Raw genomic sequence first — 21,566 nt, 5'->3', positions numbered from 1 at the left:
CGTTTCAGGGCTGACGATGGCGGATCACCGGCAGCGCCGCATCGCTCAAAGACCTGGATCCCCGCTTTCGCGGGGATGAGCGGAAATGCGGGAACAGACCCCCAACACTCAATGGCGACACAGCCCATTTTCTTTGCGCGATGGTCCGCAGAGAAAGAGACGGACAGCGGTTCGGCCCAGGGTCCGCCGACCCGTGGTGCATCGGGCCTGATGGTCTCTCGACGGAAAACCCCTGGCGGCCTCAGGCGTCCAGGCGGCCCGCCGCGCGCAGCATGGCGATGACCTGATCGGCGGCCGCCTCGGGCGTCGTCGCGGCGGCGTCCAGCCGGGCCTCGGGCGTTTCTGGCGCCTCATAGGGGCTGTCGATGCCGGTGAAATTCTTAAGCTCGCCCGCCCGCGCCTTGGCGTACAGGCCCTTGACGTCGCGCGCCTCCACGACGCCCAGCGGCGCATCGACGAAGACTTCGAAGAACTCGCCCTCGCCCATCATCTCGCGCGCCATCCGCCGTTCGGCCGCGAAAGGCGAGATCAGCGACACCAGCACGATCAGGCCCGCGTCGGCCATCATCCGCGCCACCTCGGCGGCCCGGCGCACATTCTCGACCCGGTCGGCGGCGGTGAAGCCCAGGTCGCGGTTCAGCCCGTGGCGCAGATTGTCGCCGTCGATCAGCACGGCATGGCGCCCCTCGGCGGTCAGCCGCGCCTCGACCAGATTGGCGATGGTCGATTTGCCCGCGCCCGACAGGCCGGTCATCCACACCACGGCCGGCTTCTGACCCTTGGCGGCGGCACGGTGGGCGCGGTCCACCAGCACCGGCTGGCGATGGATGTTGTGCGCGCGGCGCAGGGCGAACCGGATCATGCCGGCGCCCACGGTGGCCTTGCTCTCGCGGTCGATGACGATGAAGCCGCCCAGTTCGCGGCTCTGCTCATAGGGGGCGAAGGCGACGTCACGCGACAGGGCGATGTGGCAGACGCCGATCTCGTTCAGCCCCAGGGTGCGCGCGGCCAGTGGCTCCAGACTGTTGACGTCGATGCGGTGGCGGATGTCGCTGACCTGGCCCCCGCATGAGGCGGTTCCGATCTGGATGTCATAGACCCGGCCCGGCAGCATCGGCGCCTCGGCCATCCAGACCAGGGTCGCCTCGAACTGGTCGGCGCTTTCCAGCGGGCGGGCGGCGGCGGCCAGAACATCGCCGCGCGCCACATCGACGTCGGCGTCCAGGATCACGGCGACCGAGGCGCGATCGGTCGCCGTCCGGACCGTCTGGCCCGAAACGGTCAGCGCCCGCACCGACGCCTGACGACCCGACGGCTCGACCCGCAATCGGTCCCCCACGGACACGGCGCCCTGAGCGATCCGGCCCAGATAGGCGCGGCCGCCTTCCGTCCGCTGGACCAGCTGCACCGGCAGGCGGAAGGCCGCATCGGCGCCTTCGCGCGGCGGCGACAGGGATTCCAGCGTCTGCAACAGGGGCGCGCCGTCGAACCAGGGCGTGCGCGGGCTGGGCGTGGCGACATTGTCGCCGTCGCGCCCGCTGATGGGGATCGGCAGGACGGCGGTCAGGCCGATCCGTTCCGCGAAACTCGAAAACTCGGCCACGATGGCGTCGAAGGCGGCGCGGTCCCAGCCGACGCTGTCCATCTTGGTTACGGCCAGGACGGCGGTGCGAATGCCCAGAAGGGCGCACAGGAAGGCGTGACGGCGCGTCTGGACCAGCACCCCCTTGGCGGCGTCCACCAGCACCACGGCCGCATCGGCGCCGGATGCGGCGGTGACCATGTTGCGGGTGTACTGCTCATGCCCCGGCGTGTCGGCGACGATGAATTTGCGCCGTCCGGTGGCGAAATAGCGATAGGCCACGTCGATGGTGATGCCCTGTTCGCGTTCCGCCAGCAGGCCGTCGACCAGAAGCGAATAGTCCGGCCCATGCGGCCCGACCGCCAGCGCCGCCAGCTGGTCGTCGGGCACGGCCCCGGCCTCGAACAGCAGCCGGCCGATCAGGGTGGACTTGCCGTCATCCACCGAGCCGCAGGTGATGAAGCGCAGGGTGTCGGGCGCGGCGCTGGCCATCAGAAATAACCCTCCGCCTTCTTCTTCTCCATCGACCCGGCCTGGTCGCTGTCGATCAGCCGCCCCTGGCGTTCCGAACTGCGCGAGGCGCGCATTTCGGCGATCACGGCCTCCAGCGTCGTCGCCTCGCTGTCGATGGCGCCCGACAAGGGATAGCAGCCCAGGGTGCGGAAGCGGACGGACCGGATTTCCGGCGTTTCGCCGGGCGCCAGTCGCATGCGGTCGTCATCGACCATGATCCACACCCCGTCGCGTCGCAGGACCGGGCGCGGGGCGGCGAAATACAACGGCACGACGGGAATATTCTCGGCGGCGATGTAGTCCCACACGTCCAGCTCGGTCCAGTCGGACAGGGGGAAGACCCGCATGCTCTCGCCAGGCTGGATGCGGGCGTTGAACAGGCTCCACAGCTCGGGCCGCTGGCGGCGCGGATCCCAGCGGTGGCCGGGGCCGCGGAAGCTGAACACCCGCTCCTTGGCGCGGCTGGCCTCTTCATCGCGACGGGCGCCGCCGATCGCCGCATCGAAACCGTGCAGGTCCAGCGCCTGTTTCAACCCTTGCGTCTTCCAGATGTCGGTGTGAACCGCCGAGCCGTGGTCGAACGGGTTGATCCCGCGCGCCAGCCCCTCAGGGTTGGAATAGACCTTCAGCTCCATGCCGCTTTCGGCCGCCATCCGGTCGCGCAGGGCGTACATGTCGCGGAATTTCCACGTCGTATCGACATGCAGCAACGGAAACGGCGGGGGCAGGGGCGCAAAGGCCTTTCGGGCCAGATGCAGCAGGACGGCCGAATCCTTGCCGATGGAATACAGCAGCACCGGGCGCGCGCACTGGGCCGCCACTTCCCGCAGGATGTGGATGCTGTCGGCCTCCAGCCGCGCCAGGCGGCCGAGGCGGGTGGCGGGATCGGCCCCCTGGCTCATTCCCCGTCCGTCGCAGACCCGGCCTCGCTTCACAAGAGGGCGGGCGGGGGTTATCTGACCGCCACCGCCTGCACGGGTTCGCCCAGGGAAACGCATATGCGCATCGCAATGATCGGCACGGGCTATGTCGGCCTGGTGTCGGGGGCCTGTTTCGCCGACTTCGGCCACACCGTCGTCTGCGTCGACAAGGACGCCGGCAAGATCGAACGGCTGAACCGCGGCGAAATGCCGATCTATGAGCCGGGGCTGGAAGATCTGGTGGCCGCCAATGTGCGCGACGGCCGCCTGTCGTTCGCGGTGGACGGGGCCGAAGCGATCCGCACGGCCGATGCGGTGTTCATCGCCGTGGGCACGCCCTCGCGCCGGGGCGACGGCCATGCGGACCTGAGCTTTGTTTATGCGGTGGCCGAGGAGGTCGCCGACCTGATGGACGGCTTCACCGTGGTGGTGACCAAATCCACCGTGCCGGTGGGAACGGGCGACGAGATCGAACGCATCATCCGCGAACGCCGCCCGGACGCCGACTTCGCCGTGGTGTCCAACCCCGAGTTCCTGCGCGAAGGCGCGGCCATCGGCGACTTCAAGCGGCCCGACCGCGTGGTGGTGGGGGTCGAGAACGACCGCGCGCGCGGCGTGATGGGCGAAATCTATCGGCCGCTGAACCTGAACGAGACGCCGATCCTGTTCACCGGCCGGCGCACCTCGGAACTGATCAAATACGCCGCCAACGCCTTCCTGGCGCTGAAGATCACCTTCATCAACGAAATGGCCGACCTGTGCGAAAAGGTCGGGGCCGATGTGCAGCAGGTGGCCAAGGGCATCGGGCTGGACAACCGGATCGGCTCCAAATTCCTGCATGCGGGGCCGGGCTATGGCGGATCGTGCTTCCCCAAGGACACCCTGGCCCTGGTGCGCACGGCGACCGACGCCGGCAGCCCGGTGCGGCTGGTCGAAACCACCGTGGCCGTCAACGATGCGCGCAAGAAGGCCATGGCCGGGCGCGTCCAGACGGCGCTGGACGGCGATCTGTCGGGCAAGACGATCGCCCTGCTGGGCCTGACGTTCAAACCCAACACCGACGACATGCGCGACGCCCCGTCGCTGGACGTGGCGCCGGCCCTGATCGCGGCGGGCGCGACGGTTCAGGCCTTCGACCCTGAAGGCATGCACGAGGCGTCCAAGATGCTGGACGGGGTGGTGTTCAAGGACGGTCCCTATGAGGCGGTCCAGGGGGCCGATGCGGTGGTCATCCTGACCGAATGGGACCAGTTCCGGGCGCTGGACCTGGATCGGGTCAAGGCGCTGCTGCGCCAGCCGGTGATGGTGGATCTGAGGAATGTCTACAAGCCCGACGACCTGCGGGCGCGCGGCTTCCGCTACAGCTCGATCGGCCGGAAATAGGGGCGGTTTGCGCTCAGCCGCCGGTGCGGATCAGCATCGGCGCTGGTTGCGCGCCCTCGGCCGGATCGACCCGGCCCAGCAGCGCATCGCCAACCGTGATGACCAGGGCAGCGACCAGCACAGCCGACACGACGGCCGTGGCCGCCATCTTCAGACCCTGCGTCAGTTCGTGATCGCCCAAGCTGTCCCCCCGGAATCCGCTGGGCGTTAAGGATCATGTTCGCGCGTTGGGCGCAAGTCACGCAACAGTGTGTCCTGAAACGCGAAACGGGCGGCCATGGCGGCCGCCCGTCCCGATCTTCGCATCGTCGGCGATCAGCCCGTGAAGGGGCGGATCAGGATCTCGACGCGGCGGTTCTGGGCGCGGCCGGCCGGGGTGCCGTTGTCGGCCACCGGGGCGCGGCTGCTGACGCCCTGGACGAACAGACGCTCGCGCATCACGCCGCGCTGGATCAGATAGCTGGCGACCGAGGACGCGCGGCGTTCCGACAGGGGCTGGTTGATGGCGTCGCCGCCCGAAGAGTCGGTGTGGCCGATCACATCGACCACCGACCGGTCGTATTCCTGCAGCACCCGCGCCACGTCATCCAGGGTGGCCAGGAAGCGCGGCTCGATCGACGACTGGTTGGTGGCGAAGGTGACGTCGGCCGGCATGCGCAGCACCAGGGTGTCGCCCTGACGCGCCACGCCCACGCCGGTGCCCGACAGTTCGGCCTCCAGGGCGCGCTGCTGGCGGTCCATGTAGTTGCCCACCGCGCCGCCGGCCAGGGCGCCGACGCCCGCGCCGATCAGGGCGTTCTTGCGGCCCTGTTCGCCGTCAGAGGTGTGGGTCAGATAGCCCAGGATGGCGCCGGCCGCAGCCCCGGCCAGGATGCCGGTGCCGGTGTTGTTGCGGCCCGGGGTCGAGCTGTAGGGGTCGGTGGTGGTGCAGGCCGCCGCGCCCACAAGGGCGGCGATCGAAACGCTGACGAGAGCCAGTTTGGCGCGCATGGGGAGGGTCTCCGTGGTGAATTCGGCGCTGAAACGCGGCCCTTACTGTGAAGGTTCCCGCCTGTACGGTTGCTGAACGACGAATGCGCTTTGCCATCAGGGCGCCACAGGGCGTATGGACACAGCCGATAATCCATACTGGCCCGCCCGCGAGTTCACGCATGACCGCCGTAAAATCCGCCATCGACCCGGTGTCGATGCAACTGCATGACCAGGATTTCCAGGCCTTCGCCGACGCCCTGGGCGCCTCGTTCAAACGCTATGGCTTCGCCGTGGTGGCCGATCACGGGCTGGACCAGGCGACGCTGGACAACGCCCTGGCGGCCGCCAAGGCCTTCTTCGCCCTGCCGGAAGACGCCAAGCGCCAGTATCACATGCCCGGCACGGGCGGCGCGCGCGGCCTGACGCCGTTCGGGGTCGAGGCGGCCAAGGGCGCCGCCACGGTGGACCTGAAGGAGTTCTGGCACGTCGGGCGCGAACTGCCCGAAGGCCACCCCTATCGCCAGTATATGCGCGACAATGTCTGGCCGACCGAAATCCCCGGCTTCCAGTCGCATCTGTACGGCATGTTCACGGCCCTGGACGACCTGGGCCGCAAGATCCTGAAGGCCATCGCCCGCTATCTGGAGCTGGGCGACGACTATTTCGAGGACAAGGTCCAGCTGGGCAATTCGGTGCTGCGCATGCTGCACTATCCGCCGGTGCCGGCCGATGCGCCGGGCGTGCGCGCCGGTGCGCACGAAGACATCAACGTCATCACCCTGCTGCTGGGCGCCGAAGAGGCCGGGCTGCAACTGAAGGACGCCGATGGCCAGTGGCTGGACATCGCGCCGCCGCCGGGCGCCCTGGTCATCAATATCGGCGACATGCTGCAGCGGCTGACCAACCACGTCCTGCCGTCCACCACGCACCGGGTGGTCAATCCGGCGCCCGAACGGCGCGGCTTCGCCCGCTATTCGACGCCCTTCTTCCTGCACTTCAACCCGGATTTCGTGATCGAGAGCCTGCCGTCCACTGTGACGCCGGACAATCCCGACCGCTATGCCGGCAAGGCGATCATGGCCGAGGATTTCCTGACCGAACGGCTGCGCGAAATCCGCCTGATCTGACGGGTCAGTCGCGGGCGTCGGCGAAGGCGTTGATGATCCGCGCCGATGACGGCCGGCCGGCGGGCCCCCGGCCGGGATCGACCACGATCCGCAGGTCGCCGCGCGAATAGGTGGCCGAGACGCGTTCGCCCTCGACGATGGTGATGCTGCGCAGCCGGCTCAGATAGCCTCGGGCCGAGGCGGACCGCGCCATGCGCACCACTGCGTCGGTGGTCACGATCAGGGCGTCGACCGACAGGGCCTCGGACTCTTCGCCCGACAGATTGATCTCGACCAGCCGGCCCAGGGCGGCCGACACCAGGGCGCTGCGTCGCGCCATCAGGTTGAACAGCTGCACCGGCCCCAGCGTCGGCGGCGTCAGGCTTTCGCCCGGTCCCGACAGGGTGACCGGCGACCCGGCCGGTGTGCGGCGGGTGTATAGGGTCATGCCCCCGTCGGCCGTCACCCGCAGCACCGTCTCGCCCGCGTCGTTGCGATACAGGATGTCGCCGCGCGGGGCGGGCGAGGGGCGCAGCACCCAGGTCTCGACGCTGCGATCGAACCGCAGCAGGGGCGTGGATTCGCTGCGGTCCAGCACGAAGCCCTGGCCGGATTCGGCGACATAGCGGCCCGTGGCCGGCAGGTTGCGGCTGAACAGACGGTCGCGCAGGGACTGGCTCTGTTCAGCCTGGGCGTTCGAGCGGTTCTGGGCCGCGGCCGGCAGGGCGACGGCCACGCCCGCGACGGCGAACGCCATCGCGGCGGCAAGGGGCGAAACCGCCCGGCAGGCCGTGAACCTCAGCTTCATGCCGTCATAGAATCCATGCGGCGGCGGCGGATTTGCGGCGGGGTCGGATCAGCCGACCAGATACTGACCGCCGTTCAGCGATAGGGTGCAGCCTGTGACATATCCGGCACGTTCGCCCGACAGCCACGACACCATGTCGGCGATTTCCTCGCCTTTTCCGAGCCTTCCGACCGGGATCTGGGCGATGATGCCGTCCAGCACCTTCTGGTCCATGGCGCCGACCATTTCGGTGTCGATATAGCCCGGCGCGATGCAGTTGACGGTCACGCCCTTGCGCGCGTTCTCCAGGGCCAGGGCCTTGGTGAAGCCGATCATCCCGGCCTTGGCGGCGGAATAGTTGGTCTGGCCGATCTGGCCCTTTTGCCCGTTGATCGACGAGATGTTGACGATGCGGCCGAAGCTGCGGTCGCGCATGCCGCCGATCACCTGGCGCGTCATGTTGAAGACGCTGTCCATATTGACGCGGATCACGTCGGACCACTGATCGTGGCTCATCTTGTGGAAGAAGCCGTCGCGGGTGATGCCGGCGTTGTTCACCAGCACGTCGATGGGGCCCAGTTCGGCCTCCACCTCGGCCACGGCGCGCTGGCAGTCCTCGAAACTGCCGACATTGCCCTTGACCACCATGACGCCCAGTTCGCGGGCCGTGGCTTCGGCCGCCTCGGTGTTGCCGGAGTATCCGGCGGCGACGGACAGGCCGTCTTCCTTCAACCGCTGAACGATCGCCTTGCCGATGCCGCGGGTGCCACCCGTGACCAGAGCCACTCGAGCCATTTGCGTTTCCTTTTGTCCCTAGTGCGACGGTCTCTGACGGACCGTCTTCACCAACAGGCTTAACCCGCCGAAGGTTCAGCGCAAAGTCAAAGCCGCGCCATGTCGATGACGAAGCGATAGCGCACGTCCGACCGCTCCATGCGTGCATAGGCGTCGTTGATCTGGTCCGGGGCGATCAGCTCGATGTCGCAAGCGATGCCGTTGGCGGCGCAGAAATCCAGCATCTCCTGCGTCTCGCGGATGCCGCCGATCAGGCTGCCGGCCACGCTGCGGCGGCGCCACAACAGGGGCACGGCGAAGACCGGCAGGGCCTCGGTCGTCAGGCCCAGCATGACCATGGTCCCGTCCCGCGCCAGCAGGTTCAGATGACCCGCGATCTCGTGCGTGGCCGAGACGGTGTTGATGATCAGGTCAAAGCCCTCGGCCGCCGCCTTCATGGCCGTGGTGTCCGAGTTGATCAGGAAATGGCGGGCGCCCATCCGTTCGGCGTCGGCCTTCTTGCGGTCCGAGGTGGACAGAACCGTTACCTCGGCGCCCAGAGCGGCGGCCAGCTTGACCGCCATATGGCCCAGGCCGCCCAGGCCGACCACGGCGACGCGCGACCCCGGCCCCACCTTCCAGTGGCGCAGCGGCGACCAGGTGGTGATGCCCGCGCACAGCAGGGGTGCGGCGGCGTCCAGCGGCAGGGCGTCGGGTATGCGCAGCACGAAATCCTGGTCCACCACGATGGCGCTGGAATAGCCGCCCTGGGTGATGGCCTGGCCCACCGGCCCGCCCTTGGGATCGGCCGAGCCATAGGTCTGGGTCATGCCGGTCGCGCAATACTGCTCCTCGCCCTCCTGACAGGGGCGGCACTGGCGGCAGCTGTCGACCATGCAGCCGACGCCGACGCGGTCGCCGATCTGGAAGCGGCTGACGTTTTCGCCCACCGCCGTCACCACGCCGGCGATCTCATGACCCGGCACGATGGGATAGCGCGTCCGGCCCGAGTCGTTCTGGACCACATGCAGGTCCGAATGACAGACGCCGCAGTAACGGATCTCGATCGCCACATCGTCCGGCCCCGGATCGCGCCGGTCGAAGCCATAGGGCGTCAGCGGCTTGTCCGAAGCGGTGGCGGCGAAGGCGCGGGTGTTGATGGGCATGGCGGTCTCTCTGGTCGGGCCGTTCCGTTTCCTTCAACATGGCGGCGAAAAGCGAAGGAGACGCGCATGTCGGCGGAACGCGGGGCGGCGATCATTCTGGGGCCGGGCGAAGGCCGTGACTATGCGATGGGCCGGATGCGCGCCGTGTTCAAGGCCGACGAGGGCGAAACCGGCGCCGCCTATTCGATTTCCGAATGGTGGCTGGAGCCGCACACCGATGGCCCGGGCGCCCACAGCCATGCCGACAACGACGACGTCTTCTATGTCATCGAAGGGGTAATGAGCTTTCTGGTCGGCGACGACTGGATCGACGTTCCGGCCGGCGGTTTCGTGCGGGCCGCGCCGGGCGTGCGGCACGACTTCGCCAACCGCACCGACCGGCGCGCGGGCCTGTTGAACCTGTACATCCCCGGCGGGTTCGAGCGCGACATGCCCGCCATCGTCGACTGGTTCGCCAACAACCCCGGTTAGGTTTTCAGGCGGGCGATCAGGGCCTGGGCGGCGGCCGGGTTTCGCACCTTGGCCCCCGCGATGAAATAGGCGAACACCTCGCCGCGTTTCGCCCAGGCGCGGGTCTGGGCCGCCACGGCGTCCAGCTCGGCGCCGGTCATGCCGGTGGCTTCGTCCTCGCGACTGGACATCAGCCGGGCGTATGTGAAATCGGCCGTCGGCTGATCGATGCGCGGCCATTCGGGCGCCTCGTCGTCCACGGCATAGACGATGGCCGCGCCATATTTCGCCGCCAGATCATAGAACTGGGGCGTATCGAAACTGTCGTGCCGCACCTCCAGCGCATGGCGCAGCCGCAGGCCGTCCTTTTCCGCCGGCAACAGTTTCAGAAAGCCCTCGAAATCCTCAGGATCGAACTTCTTGGTGGCCATGAACTGCCAGTTGATCGGCCCCAGCTTGGGCCCCAGGGCCGTCAGCCCCTGATCCAGGAACCGCGCGAAACTGTCGCCGCCTTCGCTCAGCACCTTGCGGTTGGTGCAATAGCGGCTGGCCTTGACGGCGAAGACGAAATCCTCGGGCGTCTCGTCGCGCCACTTCATCCAGCTGTCGGGCTTGAAGGTGGAATAATAGGTGCCGTTGATCTCGATGCTGGTCAGGGCGCGGCTGGCGAACTCCAGTTCCCGTTTCTGGGCCAGACCCTCGGGATAGAAGGCGCCGCGCCACGGCTCATACGTCCAGCCGCCGACGCCGATGTGGATGGGGTGGGTCATGAAGGCCTCATAGACGGCGGCGCGGTGTCGGGCTGGCGATCGGCGGTCCTCTATATATCAGGTCACGCCCGCTTCGGCGGCCAGGGGATGAAGGCGCTGGTGCGGTTCACATAGTCGGCATAGCCTGGCCTCGATTTGTGGATCGCCTTTTCGGTCACGCCGATGCCGGACCAGCGCGTCAGGGTCCAGGTCAGGAACAGCGGCCCGGCGATGGACCACAGGCCCGGCCCCGTCTCGGCCGCGATCAGATAAAGCCCCCACCAGACACAGGCGTCGCCGAAATAGTTGGGGTGGCGGGTGTAGCGCCACAGGCCGGTATCCAGCACCTTGCCCCTGTTGGCCGGATCGCGTTTGAACGCCGCCAGCTGGGCGTCGCCGAGGCTTTCAAACACGATGCCCACGACCGCCAGCCCCGCCCCGGCCCAGGCCAGCCAGCCCAGCGCCGGCTGGGCCGCCACCTGACCCAGTTGCACCGGCAGGCTGGTCAGCCAGGCCAGAACCGCCTGGGGCAGGAAGACGAAGACCAGGGCCGTGCACGGAAAGGACCAGCCCCGTTTCTGCTCGATCCGTTCGACCAGGACGACATAGCGTCCGTCCGCCCCTTGCGCCCGCCAGCGCCGCAACAGATGCCACCCCAGCCGCAGCGCCCACACCGCGACCAGCGTCAGCAACAGGGCCTTGCGCGCCATGTCGCCGTCCGTCCGCGGCCAGGTCGCCAGCGCCAGCAGCAGCATGGCCATGGGCCAGACCGCATCGATGAAGCTGACGTCCTTCAGCCGCACTGCCAGGGTCCACAGCGCCGTCATCACCCCGACGATCAGCAGCAGGTTCAGGCCCAGCAGGCCAGCGATGTCTGTGATGCTCATGCCGCAGATACGCGCCAGACCCCGTCCGGGATGCAGGGCCGGATCATCTTATCCGCTTCAGTAGGCGAAGTCCGCATAGGCGCGCTTCACATCGCCGTTCCACGGGCCGTGATACAGCTCCAGCAGCCGTTCGGCCGGGGTGACGCCGCTGTCGGCGATGTCTTCCAGTTCCGACAGATAGCCGCGCTCGTCCACCATGCCGCCGCTGAAACGGGCGCGGTTCTTAAGCCCCAGGCGGGCGATGGCGACCATGTCGCGGGCCACGTCCTGAACGCTGCGCCCCGCCACCTCCGCCTTCAGGCCCAGATGGGTGACGTCGCGGCGCAGGCGCTCGTGGTCGGCGATGTCCCAGTCCTTGCAAAGATCCCAGGCGGCGGCCAGCGACGGCGCGTCATAGAAGATGCCGGCCCACAGGGCGGGCAGGGCGCAGATGCGGCTCCACGGCCCGCCATCGGCGCCGCGCATCTCAAGGTACGACTTCAGCCGCACCTCGGGGAACAGGGTGGTCAGGTGGTCGGCCCAGTCCTTGTTCAGCGCCGTCTCGCCAGGGCGGGCCTCAAGACGGCCGGCCATGAAGTCGCGGAACGACTGGCCCGCCGCATTGATGTAGCGGCCGTCGCGCTTGACGAAATACATCGGCGTATCCAGCGCATAGTCGACATAGCGTTCGAAGCCGAAGCCGTCCTGGAAGACGAAATCCAGCATGCCCGTGCGGTCCGGGTCGGTGTCGGTCCAGACATTGGCGCGGGCCGAAAGGAAGCCGTTGGGCCGCCCCTCGGTGAACGGACTGTTGGCGAACAGGGCGGTGGCGATCGGCTGCAGGGCCAGGCTGGTGCGGAATTTCAGCACCATGTCGGCTTCGGAGTCGAAGTCGAGATTGGCCTGGATGGTGCAGGTGCGCAGCATCATGTCCAGGCCCAGCGACCCGACCTTGGGCATATAGGCGCGCATGATGTCATAGCGGCCCTTGGGCATGACGGGGATGTCGTCGCGCCGCCACATGGGATCGAACCCCAGGCCCAGGAAGCCCAGGCCGATCTGGTCGGCCACCTGCTTGACCTCCATCAGGTGCTGGCCGGTTTCCGAACAGATGTCGTGAATGTCCTTCAGCGGCGCGCCCGACAGTTCGAACTGGCCGCCCGGCTCCAGGCTGATGGAGGCGCTGAACCCCTCGGCGTTCTTGCGCTCCAGGGCGATGACATGGCCGCCTTCCTCCACCTCGGCCCAGCCGAAGCGGGTCAGGCCCGCCAGCATGGCCTTGATGCCGGTGTCGCCCTCATAGGCGGGGCGGCGCAGGGTGTGGCGATCAAAGCCGAACTTCTCGTGCTCGGCGCCGATGCGCCACTGGTCCTTGGGCTTGATCCCCCTGGACAGGGCCTCGACCAGATCGTTCCGGGAAAGCGGCGCCTCGGCCATATGTTCCTGCCCCTGTTGCGAACGCTAAATGGGTCAGGACGCGGCCCGGCTCAAGAGGCGCCTTGCGTCCAGTCGCCCAATGCCGACTGCCACAGGGTCAGGGCCGCCGCCGCCGCCGTGTCCGCCCGCAGGATGCGCGGCCCCAGCGACACCGGAACCGCCTGGGGCAGGTCCAGCAGCCGCGCGCGTTCCTCGGGCGCGAAACCGCCTTCGGGACCGATCAGGATGGACCAGGGTTGAGGCAATCCTCCCCCATCGGGGGAGGGGGACCGCGAAGCGGTGGAGGGGGCGGCAGCGCGCTCCGGCTCCGAGCCCCCTCCACCCTGCTGCGCAGGGTCCCCCTCCCCCGATGGGGGAGGATTGAAGGCCGCAAGCGTCGCGGCGGCGTCGGGGCCGCCCGTCTCGTCGCAGAACATCAGACGGCGTGACCCGTCCCAGCGGTCCAGCAAGGCGTCCAGCTTGACCGGATCATCCACCGGCGGCACGTCCAGCCGCCCGCACTGTTCGGCGCTTTCGATGGCGATGGCGTCCAGCCGGTCCAGGCGCAGATGCTCGGTCGTGGTGCGGCGGGTGCGGACCAGGCGGATGCGGGCCACGCCCAGCTCCGTCGCCTTCTCGACCGCGAACTCCAGCGGCGCCTTCTTGACCACGGCCATCAGCAGCTCGACCTCGGGCGCGGCGGTCTGAGGCCGAACCTGTTCGTCCGCGCGCAGGATGACGCCCTTCTTCAGCACCTCGGCCACGGTCGCGCGCCATTCGCCGTCCGCGCCGTTGAACACCAGCAGGGCGTCGCCCGCCTTCAACCGCATGACCTGGGTCAGATAGCGCGACTGATCCAAGCTCGGCGCGACGGCGCCGCCGGAAGACAGGGGCTGAGGGACGTGGAGACGGATCATCGGCTGTAGTGATAGCGGCACTGGGCGATCAGCAGGGCGTCGTCGGTGATGCGATAGACCAGGCGGTGTTCCTGGTCGATCCGGCGTGACCACCAGCCTGCGAATTCGCCTTTCAACGGTTCGGGTTTGCCCGTGCCGGCGAACGGGGTGCGGCGGCATTCCCGGATCAGGGTGTTCAGCTTCTTGAGCAGTTGGCGGTCATGCTGCTGCCAGTGAAGATAGTCCTCCCAGCCTTCGTCCTGGAAGGTGATCTTCAATCGATCAGCTCACGCGACTGTCCGCCCCCGGCGTCCAGTTCCGCCACCGCCTTGCGCAGCCGTTCGGCGTTCGCCGGGCTGCGCAGCAGATATTGGGTCTCCTGCCACGAGGCGAAGTCTTCCAACGACATCAGCACGGCGGCGGGCTTGCCGCCTTCGCGGGTGATGATGGTGTAGTCGTGATCCGCCGTCACCCGGTCGATGGCGGCGGCCAGATTCTTGCGAAGCTCGGTGACGGACATGGCGTTCATGCTGCAAATGTACGCATTTGCGTACGCTCGTTCAAGGGCTACAGCGTCCGCGCGATCAGCAGCTTCATGATCTCGTTGGTGCCGCCATAGATGCGCTGGACCCGCGCATCCTTGTACAGTTGGGCGATCGGATATTCGTTCATGTAGCCATAGCCGCCGAAAAGCTGCAGCATCTCGTCGATCGTCTCGCCCTGGATGTCGGTGACCCAGTATTTGGCCATGGAGGCGGTGGCGGCGTCCAGTTCGCCCTTCAGGTGGCGCTCGATGCAGTGGTCGACGAAAACCTTGGCCACCGTCAGTTTGGTCTTGACCTCGGCCAGTTTGAACTGGGTGTTCTGGAAGTCGATGACCCGCTTGCCGAACGCCTTACGCTCCTTGACGTAGGCGATGGTGGCCTCCAGCCCGCGCTCGGCGGCGGCGACGCCCTGAACCGCGATGTTCAGCCGTTCCTGAGGCAGTTGCTGCATCAGCTGATAGAAGCCCTGGCCCTCGGTCCCGCCGATGATGTTGTCACCGGGAACCTTGACCTCGTTGAAGAACAGTTCGGAGGTGTCGTTGGCCTCCATGCCGATCTTGTGCAGGTTGCGGCCGCGTTCGAAGCCTTCGGCGCCATCGGTCTCGACCACCACCAGCGACACCCCCTTGGCGCCCTCGGCCGGGTCGGTCTTGGCCACCACGATGATGAAATTGGCCAGTTGGCCGTTGGTGATGAAGGTCTTGGAGCCGTTGACCACATACTGGTTGCCCTGCTTCAGGGCGGTGGTGCGCACGCCCTGAAGGTCGGACCCGGCGCCCGGCTCGGTCATGGCGATGGCGCCGACCAGTTCGCCGGATTGCAGGCGCGGCAGCCAGCGCGCCTTCTGCTCGGCCGTGCCGTAGTGCCAGATGTAGGGCATGACGATGGCGTTGTGCAGGCTGATGCCGAAATGGTCCGCACCCTTCCAGCCCAGCTGGCGCATCAGCATCACCTCATGCCGATAGTCGCCGCCGAAGCCGCCGTCCTCTTCCGGCATGGAGATGCCCAGCAGCCCTGCATCGCCCGCGTCGTTCCACAGCTGGCGCGGCACCGAGGAGTCGGCGATCCACCGGGCGAACTTTTCGGGCGGGGCGTGCTCGTCGATCCATTTGCCGACGCTGTCGGAGAAGAGGGTGATCTCCTCTTCGCGCATGAAGTCGGGTTCGGGGACGTTGAGGACGTTCATGAGGAGGTTCCGAGGCGTTCGATGACATCCACCAGATCGTGAGCCTTGCTGATGGTTTCTGCACGGGTTCGGGTGTCAGTGGGTCCGATCAGATTGAGCGCTGAAGAAAGACGGAAACGCCATTCGTCTCGCGGCGTCTGACGCTGCTTGAGTTCGCTACGAAGCGCTTCCACGAGTGCGGCCTTCTCGTCATCTGAGCGACCGGTTTCAAGGTAGCGCCTGAAATGCTCCGCCAAGCGATCCTGTAGCGGATCATGCTTGTTGACGGAGCGTGTCCGAAGCCAGCCGACGATGCCGATTACGACTGCGGCGAGAACGCCGACCGCCCACAGCATCGGCCGGGTCAAATCCACCTCAGAACGCCTCGGCCGGCATGGCCATCAGCACGTCGGCGCCGGTCTTCAGCTTCTTCAGATGGGCGTCGGCGTCGGGCAGGATGCGCTCGACGAAATAACGGCCGGTCTGCAGCTTGGCGGCGTAGAAGGGGTCGGTCGAGCCGGCCGCGATCTGCTTTTGCGCCGCCGCCGCCATCTGGGCCCAGCAATAGGCCAGGGCGGTCAGGCCGAAGATATTCAGATAGTCGGTCGAGGCGGCGCCGGCGTTGTCCGGGTTGGCCATGCCGTTCTGCATCAGCCACATGGTGCCGTCCTGAAGCTTCTTCTTGGCGTCGGCCAGGCCGTCGATGAAGGGTTTGATCGTCTCGTCCGCCGCGCCGTTTTCGGCCACATAGGCGTCGATGTCGGCGAACCAGCTCATGATCGCGCGACCGCCGTTGGCGGGCAGTTTGCGGCCCACCAGGTCCAGCGCCTGGATGCCGTTGGTGCCCTCATAGATCATGGTGATCCGCGCATCGCGCAGATACTGCGACGCCGGGAAATGCTCGGTGTAGCCACTGCCGCCGTGCACCTGCATCGCCAGGCTGGCGGCGTGGAAGCCCTTGTCGGTCAGATAGGCTTTCAGCACCGGGGTCAGCAGACCCATATAGTCCTTGGCCTTTTGCGCCACGGCCTCGTCTTCCGACTTCTCCAGGTCGGCCTGAAGCGCGGTCCACAGGATGAAGGCCTGGCCGCCCTCGACGAAGGCCCGGGCCTCCAGCAGCATGCGACGCACGTCGGGATGGACGATGATCGGATCGGCCGGGCCGTCGGGGTTCTTCGGACCCGTCAGCGAACGCCCTTGCAGGCGGTCCTTGGCGAACTCGACCGCGGCCTGATAGGCGGCCGTGCCGATGGCCAGGCCTTGCAGACCCGTGCCCAGGCGCGCCTCGTTCATGACCACGAACATGTTGTTCATGCCCCGGCCTTCTTCGCCGATCAGCCAGCCGGTGGCGTCGTCATAGGCCATGACGCAGGTGGCGTTGCCGTGGATGCCCATCTTGTGCTCCAGGCCCGCGCATTCGACGCCGTTGCGCGCGCCCAGCGACCCGTCCTCATTGACCAGGAATTTGGGCACCAGGAACAGCGACAGACCCTTGATCCCGGCCGGGGCGCCTTCGACGCGGGCCAGGACGGTGTGGATGATGTTGTCGGCGAAGTCGTGCTCGCCCGCCGAGATCCAGATCTTCTGGCCGGTGATCCTGTAGCTGCCGTCGGCCTGCGGAACCGCCTTGGTGCGGACCATGCCCAGATCGGTGCCGCACTGCGGCTCGGTCAGGTTCATGGTGCCGGTCCATTCGCCGGTCGTCATCTTGGGCAGGTATTTCGCCTTCAGCTCATCCGAGGCGTTGGCGTGGATGCCGGCCCAGGCGCCCGCCGTCAGACCCGGATACATCGAAAAAGCCGCCGAGGCGCCGGCCGTGAACTGGCCCACCGCCGAGCCGATCACCGAGGGCATGCCCTGACCGCCGTATTCCGGGTCCATCATCAGCGAAGGCCAGCCGGCCTCGACCATCTGATGATAGGCTTCCTTCCAGCCCTTCGGACCGGTCACGACGTTGCCGTCGATGTGACAGCCTTCCTTGTCGCCCGGATTGTTGATCGGGGCGATGACCTCGTCGGCGAAGCGGCCGGCCTCTTCCAGAATCTGCTGGGCCAGTTCGGACGACACGTCCTGAAAGCCCGGCTGGTTGGTGAAACGGTCGATCTCCAGCACCTCGTTCAGGATGAACGTCAGGTCGCGGACAGGCGCCTTATAGGCCATGGTCAGGCTCTCGCTTTGAAGGGCTGGGAGTGGTCGGGGTTCAGGCGTTCGCGCAGCAGGCTGGCGTATTCGTCGGCGCCCGGCAGCAGGTCGGGGCGATGTTCGCCCAGTTTGGATTCCATCACCGCACAGGCTTCTTCGGCGGTGGTGATGGCCTCGTCCAGATCCTGGCGCTGCTGTTTCAGGGCCTCGATTTGGGCGCGATGACGGCGCAGGGCCACGGCCATCTGATGGGCGTTGTGGTCCTTGTGGTCATACAGATCCAGCATCTCCTGGATCTCCTGCAGGGTGAAGCCGATGCGGCGGCCCCGCAGGATTAGTTTCAGCCGCGCCCGGTCGCGCGCGTCATAGACCCGCGTCTGCCCCTTGCGCGCAGGCGTCAGCAGGCCCTTGTCCTCATAAAAACGCAGGGCGCGGGCGGTCGCGTCGAATTCGCGGCACAGCTGCCGGATCGAATAGGTGCGATGATCGTCGGCGGTCGACATGACCGCCTGCATAGCCCAAACTTGACGTGCACGTAAAGGGAAGGTTTCGGCGCGAGCCTCAGCCTTCGCCGCGTCGGCCCAGCATCACCGCGCCGGTCATGGCCGCCAGCACCAGATTGACCGCCGCCAGGCCCCAGTCGGCGCCCAGGATATGAACCCCGGCCATGGCGGTCTGAAGCGCCAGCAGGCCCGCGGCCGACGCCAGCAGAATCGGCCGCCCGACCCGCCACGACGCCAGCGGCGCCAGCAGGCCCAGGGCCAGCGCGATCTCGACCCCGCCCAGGCCGCGCACCAGACCCTCGGCCGCCATGCCGGGCCAGGTCATCAGCGCCGTCAGATTGGCCATCGGCTCGGTCAGCTTGGCGTAGCCGGCGGCGATGAAGAACATCGCCACCCAACCCTGCATCGTCCACAGGCCCAGGTTGCGATAGGTGGCGCACAGCCGAAGCTGGGCCGGGGTGTGGGTGCGGGTCGGGGCGGAAGAGATCATGGGTGTGAGGAGGCCTTAAGTCAGCGAGCGTTGACTTAAGGCCGCTGCGGTTTACGGCAAGGCCCGCAGCTTGGCTGTAACATCAGTTGATCGACAGCGTCGGAACCTGACGACGCCGCCGCTGGCGCCGGCTTCAGGCCAGGGCGTCGCGCACGGCCGCCAGCCGCTCCAGCTTGGCGCGCAGCGGCCGCCAGTCGTCATCGGCGGCGATGGCGGCCCATATGGCTTCCACCTCGTCGATCCGCATCTCCTCGGGTTCGGCGGCGGCGAAGACGGGGTGTTCCAGCCGCTCGGGCCGGTCCGGCTCATGTTCGAACAGGGCGAAGCGGAAGGCGTCGAAGGCCTCGCCCTGATACAGGTCGCGGCGCGGGCCGCGCAGCGCGCGCTCGGACGAGGCGAAGCCTCCGAACCAGTCGAAGAACAGAGGCTCCCACCGCATCGCCTCGCCGCCTTCGCGCAGCAGGGCCAGGCTGACATCCACCAGCCGCTGATCCGCCGCCTCGCCCAGGCTGCGCACGCCCAGCCGCATCAGGAAGGCCGCGCGCAGTTCGGCGATATAGGCCGCCCCGAAACCGTTCAGCGCCTGGGTCAGGGCGCCGGCGTCCGCAACCAGCTTCAGGCAACCGGCGAACTGGGTCAGGTTCCAGAACACCGCCTCGGGCTGGCGCGCGAAGGCGTAGAGGCCAAACTGGTCGAAATAGGCGGCGGTGAACCCCGGCTCGTAATGGGGCAGGAAACGCCAGGGGCCATAGTCGAAGCTCTCGCCCGTGACGTTCAGATTGTCGGTGTTCAGCACCCCGTGCACGAAGCCGGCGGCGATCCAGCGCGCCGTCAGCCGGGCCGAGGCGGCGACCACGGCGCCCAGCAGGCCGGGCGCATCGCCGGGCGCCACCTGGGGGTGATACAGGCTGCGGACGTGTTCGATCAGGGTCTCGATCTGGTCCGCCCGCTGAAAATAGGCCGCGCGCTGAAACGTGCCGAACCGCACATGGCTGTGCGACAGCCGCACCATGACGACGGATCGGGTCGGCGACGGCTCGTCGCCCCGCTCCAGATCCTCGCCCGTCTCGATCAGGCTCAGGATGCGGCAGGTGGGGACGTTCAGCGTCTCCAGCATCTCGGCCGCCAGGATTTCGCGCACCCCGCCCTTCAGCGTCAGCCGCCCGTCCGCCTTGCGCGACCACGGCGTCTGGCCGGAACCCTTCGTGCCCAGGTCCAGGAGGCGATCAGAGGAGTCGCGCATCTGCGCCGCCAGAAAGCCCCGCCCGTCACCCAGGTCGGGGTTGTAGGTGCGGAACTGATGCCCGTGATAGCGCATGGCGACCGCCCCCGGTTGGCCCGGCAGAGGCTCGAACCGCCCGAAATGGGCGATCCATTCGTCAGGCGTCAGCGTGTCCAGCCCCACCTGGGCGGCCGCCCGGTCGTTGCGGTATCGCAGGATGGTCTGGGGAAAATCGGCCGGCCGCACGGCGTCGCCATATTCGCCCCCCAGATCGAAGAAGCGCGGCTCGGGGCGATAGGCGGACGATACGGGCATGGGCGGCAGATGCGGCCTGATGCGCCTGTCCGCAAGCCGTTTTGACCGCCGATCGGTCCGGGTTTATCATCGACCGCAGAGATCGGGCCGCCTTGCGCGGTCAGGCCGGCGTCCTGGCGAACGGGGCGAATCCGGTCCCGACGCCCGTCGGTAACCGGGCGTCACGACAGTCCCAACTGATCTCTTTGGAGGCCGCCGTGGCGCGCAAACTGACGCTTGATTTCCTGAAGACCGAGGCCGGGTCCGGCGTGGTGCTGGGCCTTGCGGCCCTTCTGGCCCTGCTGGTCGCCAACTCGCCGTGGGCGGCCGACTATTTCGCCGGGCTGAAGGCCGAACTGCCGTTCCGGTTCGGCCCCCTGGCCCTGACCCTGACCACCGCCGAATGGATCAAGGAAGGCCTGATGGCGGTCTTCTTTCTGGTGGTGGGGCTGGAGATCAAATACGAAATCCTGCGCGGCGAACTCAGCGATCCGAAGCAGCTGGCCACACCCGTGCTGGCCGCCGTCGGCGGTATGGTCGCGCCCGCCCTGGCCTATATGGCCGTGGTCCTGCCCACGGGCGGGCCGCACCAGGGGTGGCCCATCCCCCTGGCCACCGACATCGCCTTCGCCCTGGCCGTCTTCGCCTTGGTCGGACGCGGCTTGCCGGCGTCGCTGCGGGTGTTTCTGCTGACACTGGCCATTGTCGACGACCTGGGGGCCATCGCCCTGATCGCCGTGCTGTTCAGCGAGGGGGTGGCCTGGCCGCCCCTGGCCGGCGTTGCGGCCCTGCTGGTCGCCGGCGCGCTGATGGCGTCGCGGCGAAAGGTTCCGGCGCCCTTCTGGGTCGCGGGCTTTGCGGCGGTGTGGTGGCTGACGGTGCAGGCGGGCCTGTCGACCTCCCTGACGGCCGTGGCCTTCGCCGCCATCGTGCCGGTTCGCGCCCGCACCGAGGACGGCCAGAGCCCGCTGAAAGAGGCGATGCACGACCTGCATCCTTACGTCGCCTATCTGGTCCTGCCGATCTTCGCCTTCGCCAAGGCGGGGGTGTCGTTCGCGGGCCTGTCGCTGGACCCGGCGCTGGTCCCGCTGGTCGTCGGCATTGCGGCGGGTCTGTTCGTGGGCAAGCAGGCGGGGGTGATGGTCCTGGTCTGGCTGGCCGCCGCCCTGAAGATCGGCCGTCGACCAACGGGGGCCAGCTGGATGCAGATCTATGGGGTCGCGGTCCTGTGCGGCGTCGGTTTCACCATGAGCCTGTTCATCGGCGCCCTGGCCCTGCCCGGCGATGTGGATTCGCCCCAGCAGGTGGCGGTCAAGCTGGGGGTGATCGCCGGTTCCGTGCTGTCGGCGCTGTGGGGCGCCCTGGTTCTGGGCGCTGCGTCGCGGGCGTCGCGCAAGAAAATCGCGCGAACGGCGAAGGATTGAGGCGCTCAGGGGTCGAATATTGACCTTGCGTCAGCGCATTTTGTCGCTTTCGTGTCACAGTCGGGGCGACGGCAAGGATAAATCGGCGCCCGGACCTTTGCCGCTGCTTGTCGGAGTCTCGGCCTCGCGTTACCCATGAAGGCTCAGAATCCTCGCTCCAAAGCAGGGCGGGGGATAGGGATCAGGAACGCCCCGGCCGTC

Annotated in this window: 23 protein-coding genes; 4 read left to right on the top strand and 19 right to left on the bottom strand. The window is 67.6% G+C overall.

Going from position 1 to position 21,566, the window contains the following annotated elements:
• Positions 1-241: 241 nt before the first annotated feature.
• Positions 242-2,074 carry an adenylyl-sulfate kinase gene (gene cysC / locus Q0581_RS12455; protein WP_298700728.1) on the bottom strand — a complete coding sequence of 611 codons (1,833 nt, stop codon included), beginning with the start codon at positions 2,072-2,074 and terminating at the stop codon, positions 242-244.
• Positions 2,074-2,997 (bottom strand): sulfate adenylyltransferase subunit CysD, encoded by a 924-nt coding sequence (cysD, locus tag Q0581_RS12450; RefSeq protein WP_298700726.1) that lies wholly within the window; start codon positions 2,995-2,997, stop codon positions 2,074-2,076. The genes cysC and cysD overlap by 1 nt, the downstream gene beginning before the upstream one ends.
• A 96-nt stretch (positions 2,998-3,093) precedes the next feature.
• On the opposite strand from cysD, the gene Q0581_RS12445 reads away from it, so the two are divergent.
• Entirely contained in the window at positions 3,094-4,398 is a 1,305-nt protein-coding gene (locus tag Q0581_RS12445; RefSeq protein ID WP_298700724.1) for a UDP-glucose/GDP-mannose dehydrogenase family protein, read from the top strand.
• Positions 4,399-4,411: 13 nt separating this feature from the next.
• On the opposite strand, the gene Q0581_RS12440 is transcribed toward Q0581_RS12445, so the two are convergent.
• Positions 4,412-4,579: a hypothetical protein gene (locus Q0581_RS12440; protein WP_298700722.1), complete on the bottom strand. Its 168-nt coding sequence runs from the start codon at positions 4,577-4,579 to the stop codon at positions 4,412-4,414.
• Between the two features lie 134 nt (positions 4,580-4,713).
• Complete coding sequence (locus Q0581_RS12435) at positions 4,714-5,388, bottom strand: OmpA family protein (protein WP_298700720.1); 675 nt, start codon at positions 5,386-5,388, stop codon at positions 4,714-4,716.
• Between the two features lie 161 nt (positions 5,389-5,549).
• Here Q0581_RS12435 and Q0581_RS12430 point away from each other — a divergent pair, with 161 nt between their 5' ends.
• On the top strand, positions 5,550-6,497 hold the full coding sequence (locus Q0581_RS12430; protein WP_298700719.1) for a 2-oxoglutarate and iron-dependent oxygenase domain-containing protein: 948 nt from the start codon (positions 5,550-5,552) through the stop codon (positions 6,495-6,497).
• Between the two features lie 4 nt (positions 6,498-6,501).
• Here Q0581_RS12430 and Q0581_RS12425 read toward each other — a convergent pair whose 3' ends face one another.
• From Q0581_RS12425 to Q0581_RS12415, 3 genes are all read right to left on the bottom strand, one after another.
• Positions 6,502-7,284 carry a DUF4908 domain-containing protein gene (locus tag Q0581_RS12425; RefSeq protein WP_298700717.1) on the bottom strand — a complete coding sequence of 261 codons (783 nt, stop codon included), beginning with the start codon at positions 7,282-7,284 and terminating at the stop codon, positions 6,502-6,504.
• A gap of 48 nt (positions 7,285-7,332) precedes the next feature.
• Complete coding sequence (gene phbB, locus Q0581_RS12420) at positions 7,333-8,058, bottom strand: acetoacetyl-CoA reductase (protein ID WP_298700716.1); 726 nt, start codon at positions 8,056-8,058, stop codon at positions 7,333-7,335.
• 86 nt (positions 8,059-8,144) lie between these two features.
• Positions 8,145-9,203: an NAD(P)-dependent alcohol dehydrogenase gene (locus tag Q0581_RS12415; protein ID WP_298700715.1), complete on the bottom strand. Its 1,059-nt coding sequence runs from the start codon at positions 9,201-9,203 to the stop codon at positions 8,145-8,147.
• 66 nt (positions 9,204-9,269) lie between these two features.
• Here Q0581_RS12415 and Q0581_RS12410 point away from each other — a divergent pair, with 66 nt between their 5' ends.
• Positions 9,270-9,674, top strand: coding sequence for a cupin domain-containing protein (locus Q0581_RS12410; RefSeq protein WP_298700713.1), 405 nt, complete (start codon positions 9,270-9,272; stop codon positions 9,672-9,674).
• Here the strand turns inward: Q0581_RS12410 and Q0581_RS12405 are convergent.
• From Q0581_RS12405 to Q0581_RS12350, 12 genes are all read right to left on the bottom strand, one after another.
• Positions 9,671-10,423: a DUF72 domain-containing protein gene (locus Q0581_RS12405; protein ID WP_298700712.1), complete on the bottom strand. Its 753-nt coding sequence runs from the start codon at positions 10,421-10,423 to the stop codon at positions 9,671-9,673. The genes Q0581_RS12410 and Q0581_RS12405 overlap by 4 nt on opposite strands.
• A gap of 62 nt (positions 10,424-10,485) precedes the next feature.
• Positions 10,486-11,289: a DUF1295 domain-containing protein gene (locus tag Q0581_RS12400; protein ID WP_298700711.1), complete on the bottom strand. Its 804-nt coding sequence runs from the start codon at positions 11,287-11,289 to the stop codon at positions 10,486-10,488.
• A gap of 57 nt (positions 11,290-11,346) precedes the next feature.
• Positions 11,347-12,705 (bottom strand): glutamate--cysteine ligase, encoded by a 1,359-nt coding sequence (locus Q0581_RS12395; RefSeq protein WP_298700709.1) that lies wholly within the window; start codon positions 12,703-12,705, stop codon positions 11,347-11,349.
• Positions 12,706-12,755: 50 nt separating this feature from the next.
• On the bottom strand, positions 12,756-13,601 hold the full coding sequence (locus Q0581_RS12390; RefSeq protein WP_298700707.1) for a 16S rRNA (uracil(1498)-N(3))-methyltransferase: 846 nt from the start codon (positions 13,599-13,601) through the stop codon (positions 12,756-12,758).
• Complete coding sequence (locus Q0581_RS12385; RefSeq protein WP_298700706.1) at positions 13,598-13,858, bottom strand: Txe/YoeB family addiction module toxin; 261 nt, start codon at positions 13,856-13,858, stop codon at positions 13,598-13,600. Before Q0581_RS12385 ends, Q0581_RS12390 begins: the two co-directional genes overlap by 4 nt.
• Positions 13,855-14,100 carry a type II toxin-antitoxin system prevent-host-death family antitoxin gene (locus Q0581_RS12380; RefSeq protein WP_298700704.1) on the bottom strand — a complete coding sequence of 82 codons (246 nt, stop codon included), beginning with the start codon at positions 14,098-14,100 and terminating at the stop codon, positions 13,855-13,857. The genes Q0581_RS12385 and Q0581_RS12380 overlap by 4 nt, the downstream gene beginning before the upstream one ends.
• Before the next feature lie 47 nt (positions 14,101-14,147).
• Positions 14,148-15,311 carry an acyl-CoA dehydrogenase family protein gene (locus Q0581_RS12375; protein WP_298700702.1) on the bottom strand — a complete coding sequence of 388 codons (1,164 nt, stop codon included), beginning with the start codon at positions 15,309-15,311 and terminating at the stop codon, positions 14,148-14,150.
• Positions 15,308-15,658 carry a hypothetical protein gene (locus Q0581_RS12370; RefSeq protein WP_298700701.1) on the bottom strand — a complete coding sequence of 117 codons (351 nt, stop codon included), beginning with the start codon at positions 15,656-15,658 and terminating at the stop codon, positions 15,308-15,310. The genes Q0581_RS12375 and Q0581_RS12370 overlap by 4 nt, the downstream gene beginning before the upstream one ends.
• A gap of 7 nt (positions 15,659-15,665) precedes the next feature.
• On the bottom strand, positions 15,666-17,450 hold the full coding sequence (locus Q0581_RS12365) for an acyl-CoA dehydrogenase C-terminal domain-containing protein (protein WP_298700699.1): 1,785 nt from the start codon (positions 17,448-17,450) through the stop codon (positions 15,666-15,668).
• Positions 17,451-17,452: 2 nt separating this feature from the next.
• Positions 17,453-17,935 carry a MerR family DNA-binding transcriptional regulator gene (locus Q0581_RS12360; protein ID WP_298700697.1) on the bottom strand — a complete coding sequence of 161 codons (483 nt, stop codon included), beginning with the start codon at positions 17,933-17,935 and terminating at the stop codon, positions 17,453-17,455.
• 58 nt (positions 17,936-17,993) lie between these two features.
• Positions 17,994-18,425: a DoxX family protein gene (locus tag Q0581_RS12355; RefSeq protein WP_298700695.1), complete on the bottom strand. Its 432-nt coding sequence runs from the start codon at positions 18,423-18,425 to the stop codon at positions 17,994-17,996.
• Positions 18,426-18,558: 133 nt separating this feature from the next.
• Positions 18,559-19,962, bottom strand: a complete 1,404-nt coding sequence (locus Q0581_RS12350; protein ID WP_298700692.1) for a protein adenylyltransferase SelO family protein — start codon at positions 19,960-19,962, stop codon at positions 18,559-18,561.
• A gap of 197 nt (positions 19,963-20,159) precedes the next feature.
• Between Q0581_RS12350 and nhaA the strand changes: the two genes are divergently transcribed.
• Complete coding sequence (nhaA, locus tag Q0581_RS12345) at positions 20,160-21,365, top strand: Na+/H+ antiporter NhaA (protein ID WP_298700691.1); 1,206 nt, start codon at positions 20,160-20,162, stop codon at positions 21,363-21,365.
• Positions 21,366-21,566 lie beyond the last annotated feature (201 nt).

The sequence above is a fragment of the uncultured Brevundimonas sp. genome (genome assembly GCF_937863155.1).
GTDB lineage: Bacteria > Pseudomonadota > Alphaproteobacteria > Caulobacterales > Caulobacteraceae > Brevundimonas.
Note: the sequence above shows the minus strand (reverse complement) of the source record. Positions and strands in the feature narration are given on the sequence as shown.

Coding starts and splice junctions, on each gene's coding strand:
- cysC (WP_298700728.1), bottom strand. CDS start 2,074: ATGGCCAGCGCCGCGCCCGACACCCTGCGCTTCATCACCTGCGGCTCG.
- cysD (WP_298700726.1), bottom strand. CDS start 2,997: ATGAGCCAGGGGGCCGATCCCGCCACCCGCCTCGGCCGCCTGGCGCGG.
- Q0581_RS12445 (WP_298700724.1), top strand. CDS start 3,094: ATGCGCATCGCAATGATCGGCACGGGCTATGTCGGCCTGGTGTCGGGG.
- Q0581_RS12435 (WP_298700720.1), bottom strand. CDS start 5,388: ATGCGCGCCAAACTGGCTCTCGTCAGCGTTTCGATCGCCGCCCTTGTG.
- Q0581_RS12430 (WP_298700719.1), top strand. CDS start 5,550: ATGACCGCCGTAAAATCCGCCATCGACCCGGTGTCGATGCAACTGCAT.
- Q0581_RS12425 (WP_298700717.1), bottom strand. CDS start 7,284: ATGAAGCTGAGGTTCACGGCCTGCCGGGCGGTTTCGCCCCTTGCCGCC.
- phbB (WP_298700716.1), bottom strand. CDS start 8,058: ATGGCTCGAGTGGCTCTGGTCACGGGTGGCACCCGCGGCATCGGCAAG.
- Q0581_RS12415 (WP_298700715.1), bottom strand. CDS start 9,203: ATGCCCATCAACACCCGCGCCTTCGCCGCCACCGCTTCGGACAAGCCG.
- Q0581_RS12410 (WP_298700713.1), top strand. CDS start 9,270: ATGTCGGCGGAACGCGGGGCGGCGATCATTCTGGGGCCGGGCGAAGGC.
- Q0581_RS12405 (WP_298700712.1), bottom strand. CDS start 10,423: ATGACCCACCCCATCCACATCGGCGTCGGCGGCTGGACGTATGAGCCG.
- Q0581_RS12400 (WP_298700711.1), bottom strand. CDS start 11,289: ATGAGCATCACAGACATCGCTGGCCTGCTGGGCCTGAACCTGCTGCTG.
- Q0581_RS12395 (WP_298700709.1), bottom strand. CDS start 12,705: ATGGCCGAGGCGCCGCTTTCCCGGAACGATCTGGTCGAGGCCCTGTCC.
- Q0581_RS12390 (WP_298700707.1), bottom strand. CDS start 13,601: ATGATCCGTCTCCACGTCCCTCAGCCCCTGTCTTCCGGCGGCGCCGTC.
- Q0581_RS12380 (WP_298700704.1), bottom strand. CDS start 14,100: ATGTCCGTCACCGAGCTTCGCAAGAATCTGGCCGCCGCCATCGACCGG.
- Q0581_RS12375 (WP_298700702.1), bottom strand. CDS start 15,311: ATGAACGTCCTCAACGTCCCCGAACCCGACTTCATGCGCGAAGAGGAG.
- Q0581_RS12365 (WP_298700699.1), bottom strand. CDS start 17,450: ATGGCCTATAAGGCGCCTGTCCGCGACCTGACGTTCATCCTGAACGAG.
- Q0581_RS12360 (WP_298700697.1), bottom strand. CDS start 17,935: ATGTCGACCGCCGACGATCATCGCACCTATTCGATCCGGCAGCTGTGC.
- Q0581_RS12355 (WP_298700695.1), bottom strand. CDS start 18,425: ATGATCTCTTCCGCCCCGACCCGCACCCACACCCCGGCCCAGCTTCGG.
- Q0581_RS12350 (WP_298700692.1), bottom strand. CDS start 19,962: ATGCCCGTATCGTCCGCCTATCGCCCCGAGCCGCGCTTCTTCGATCTG.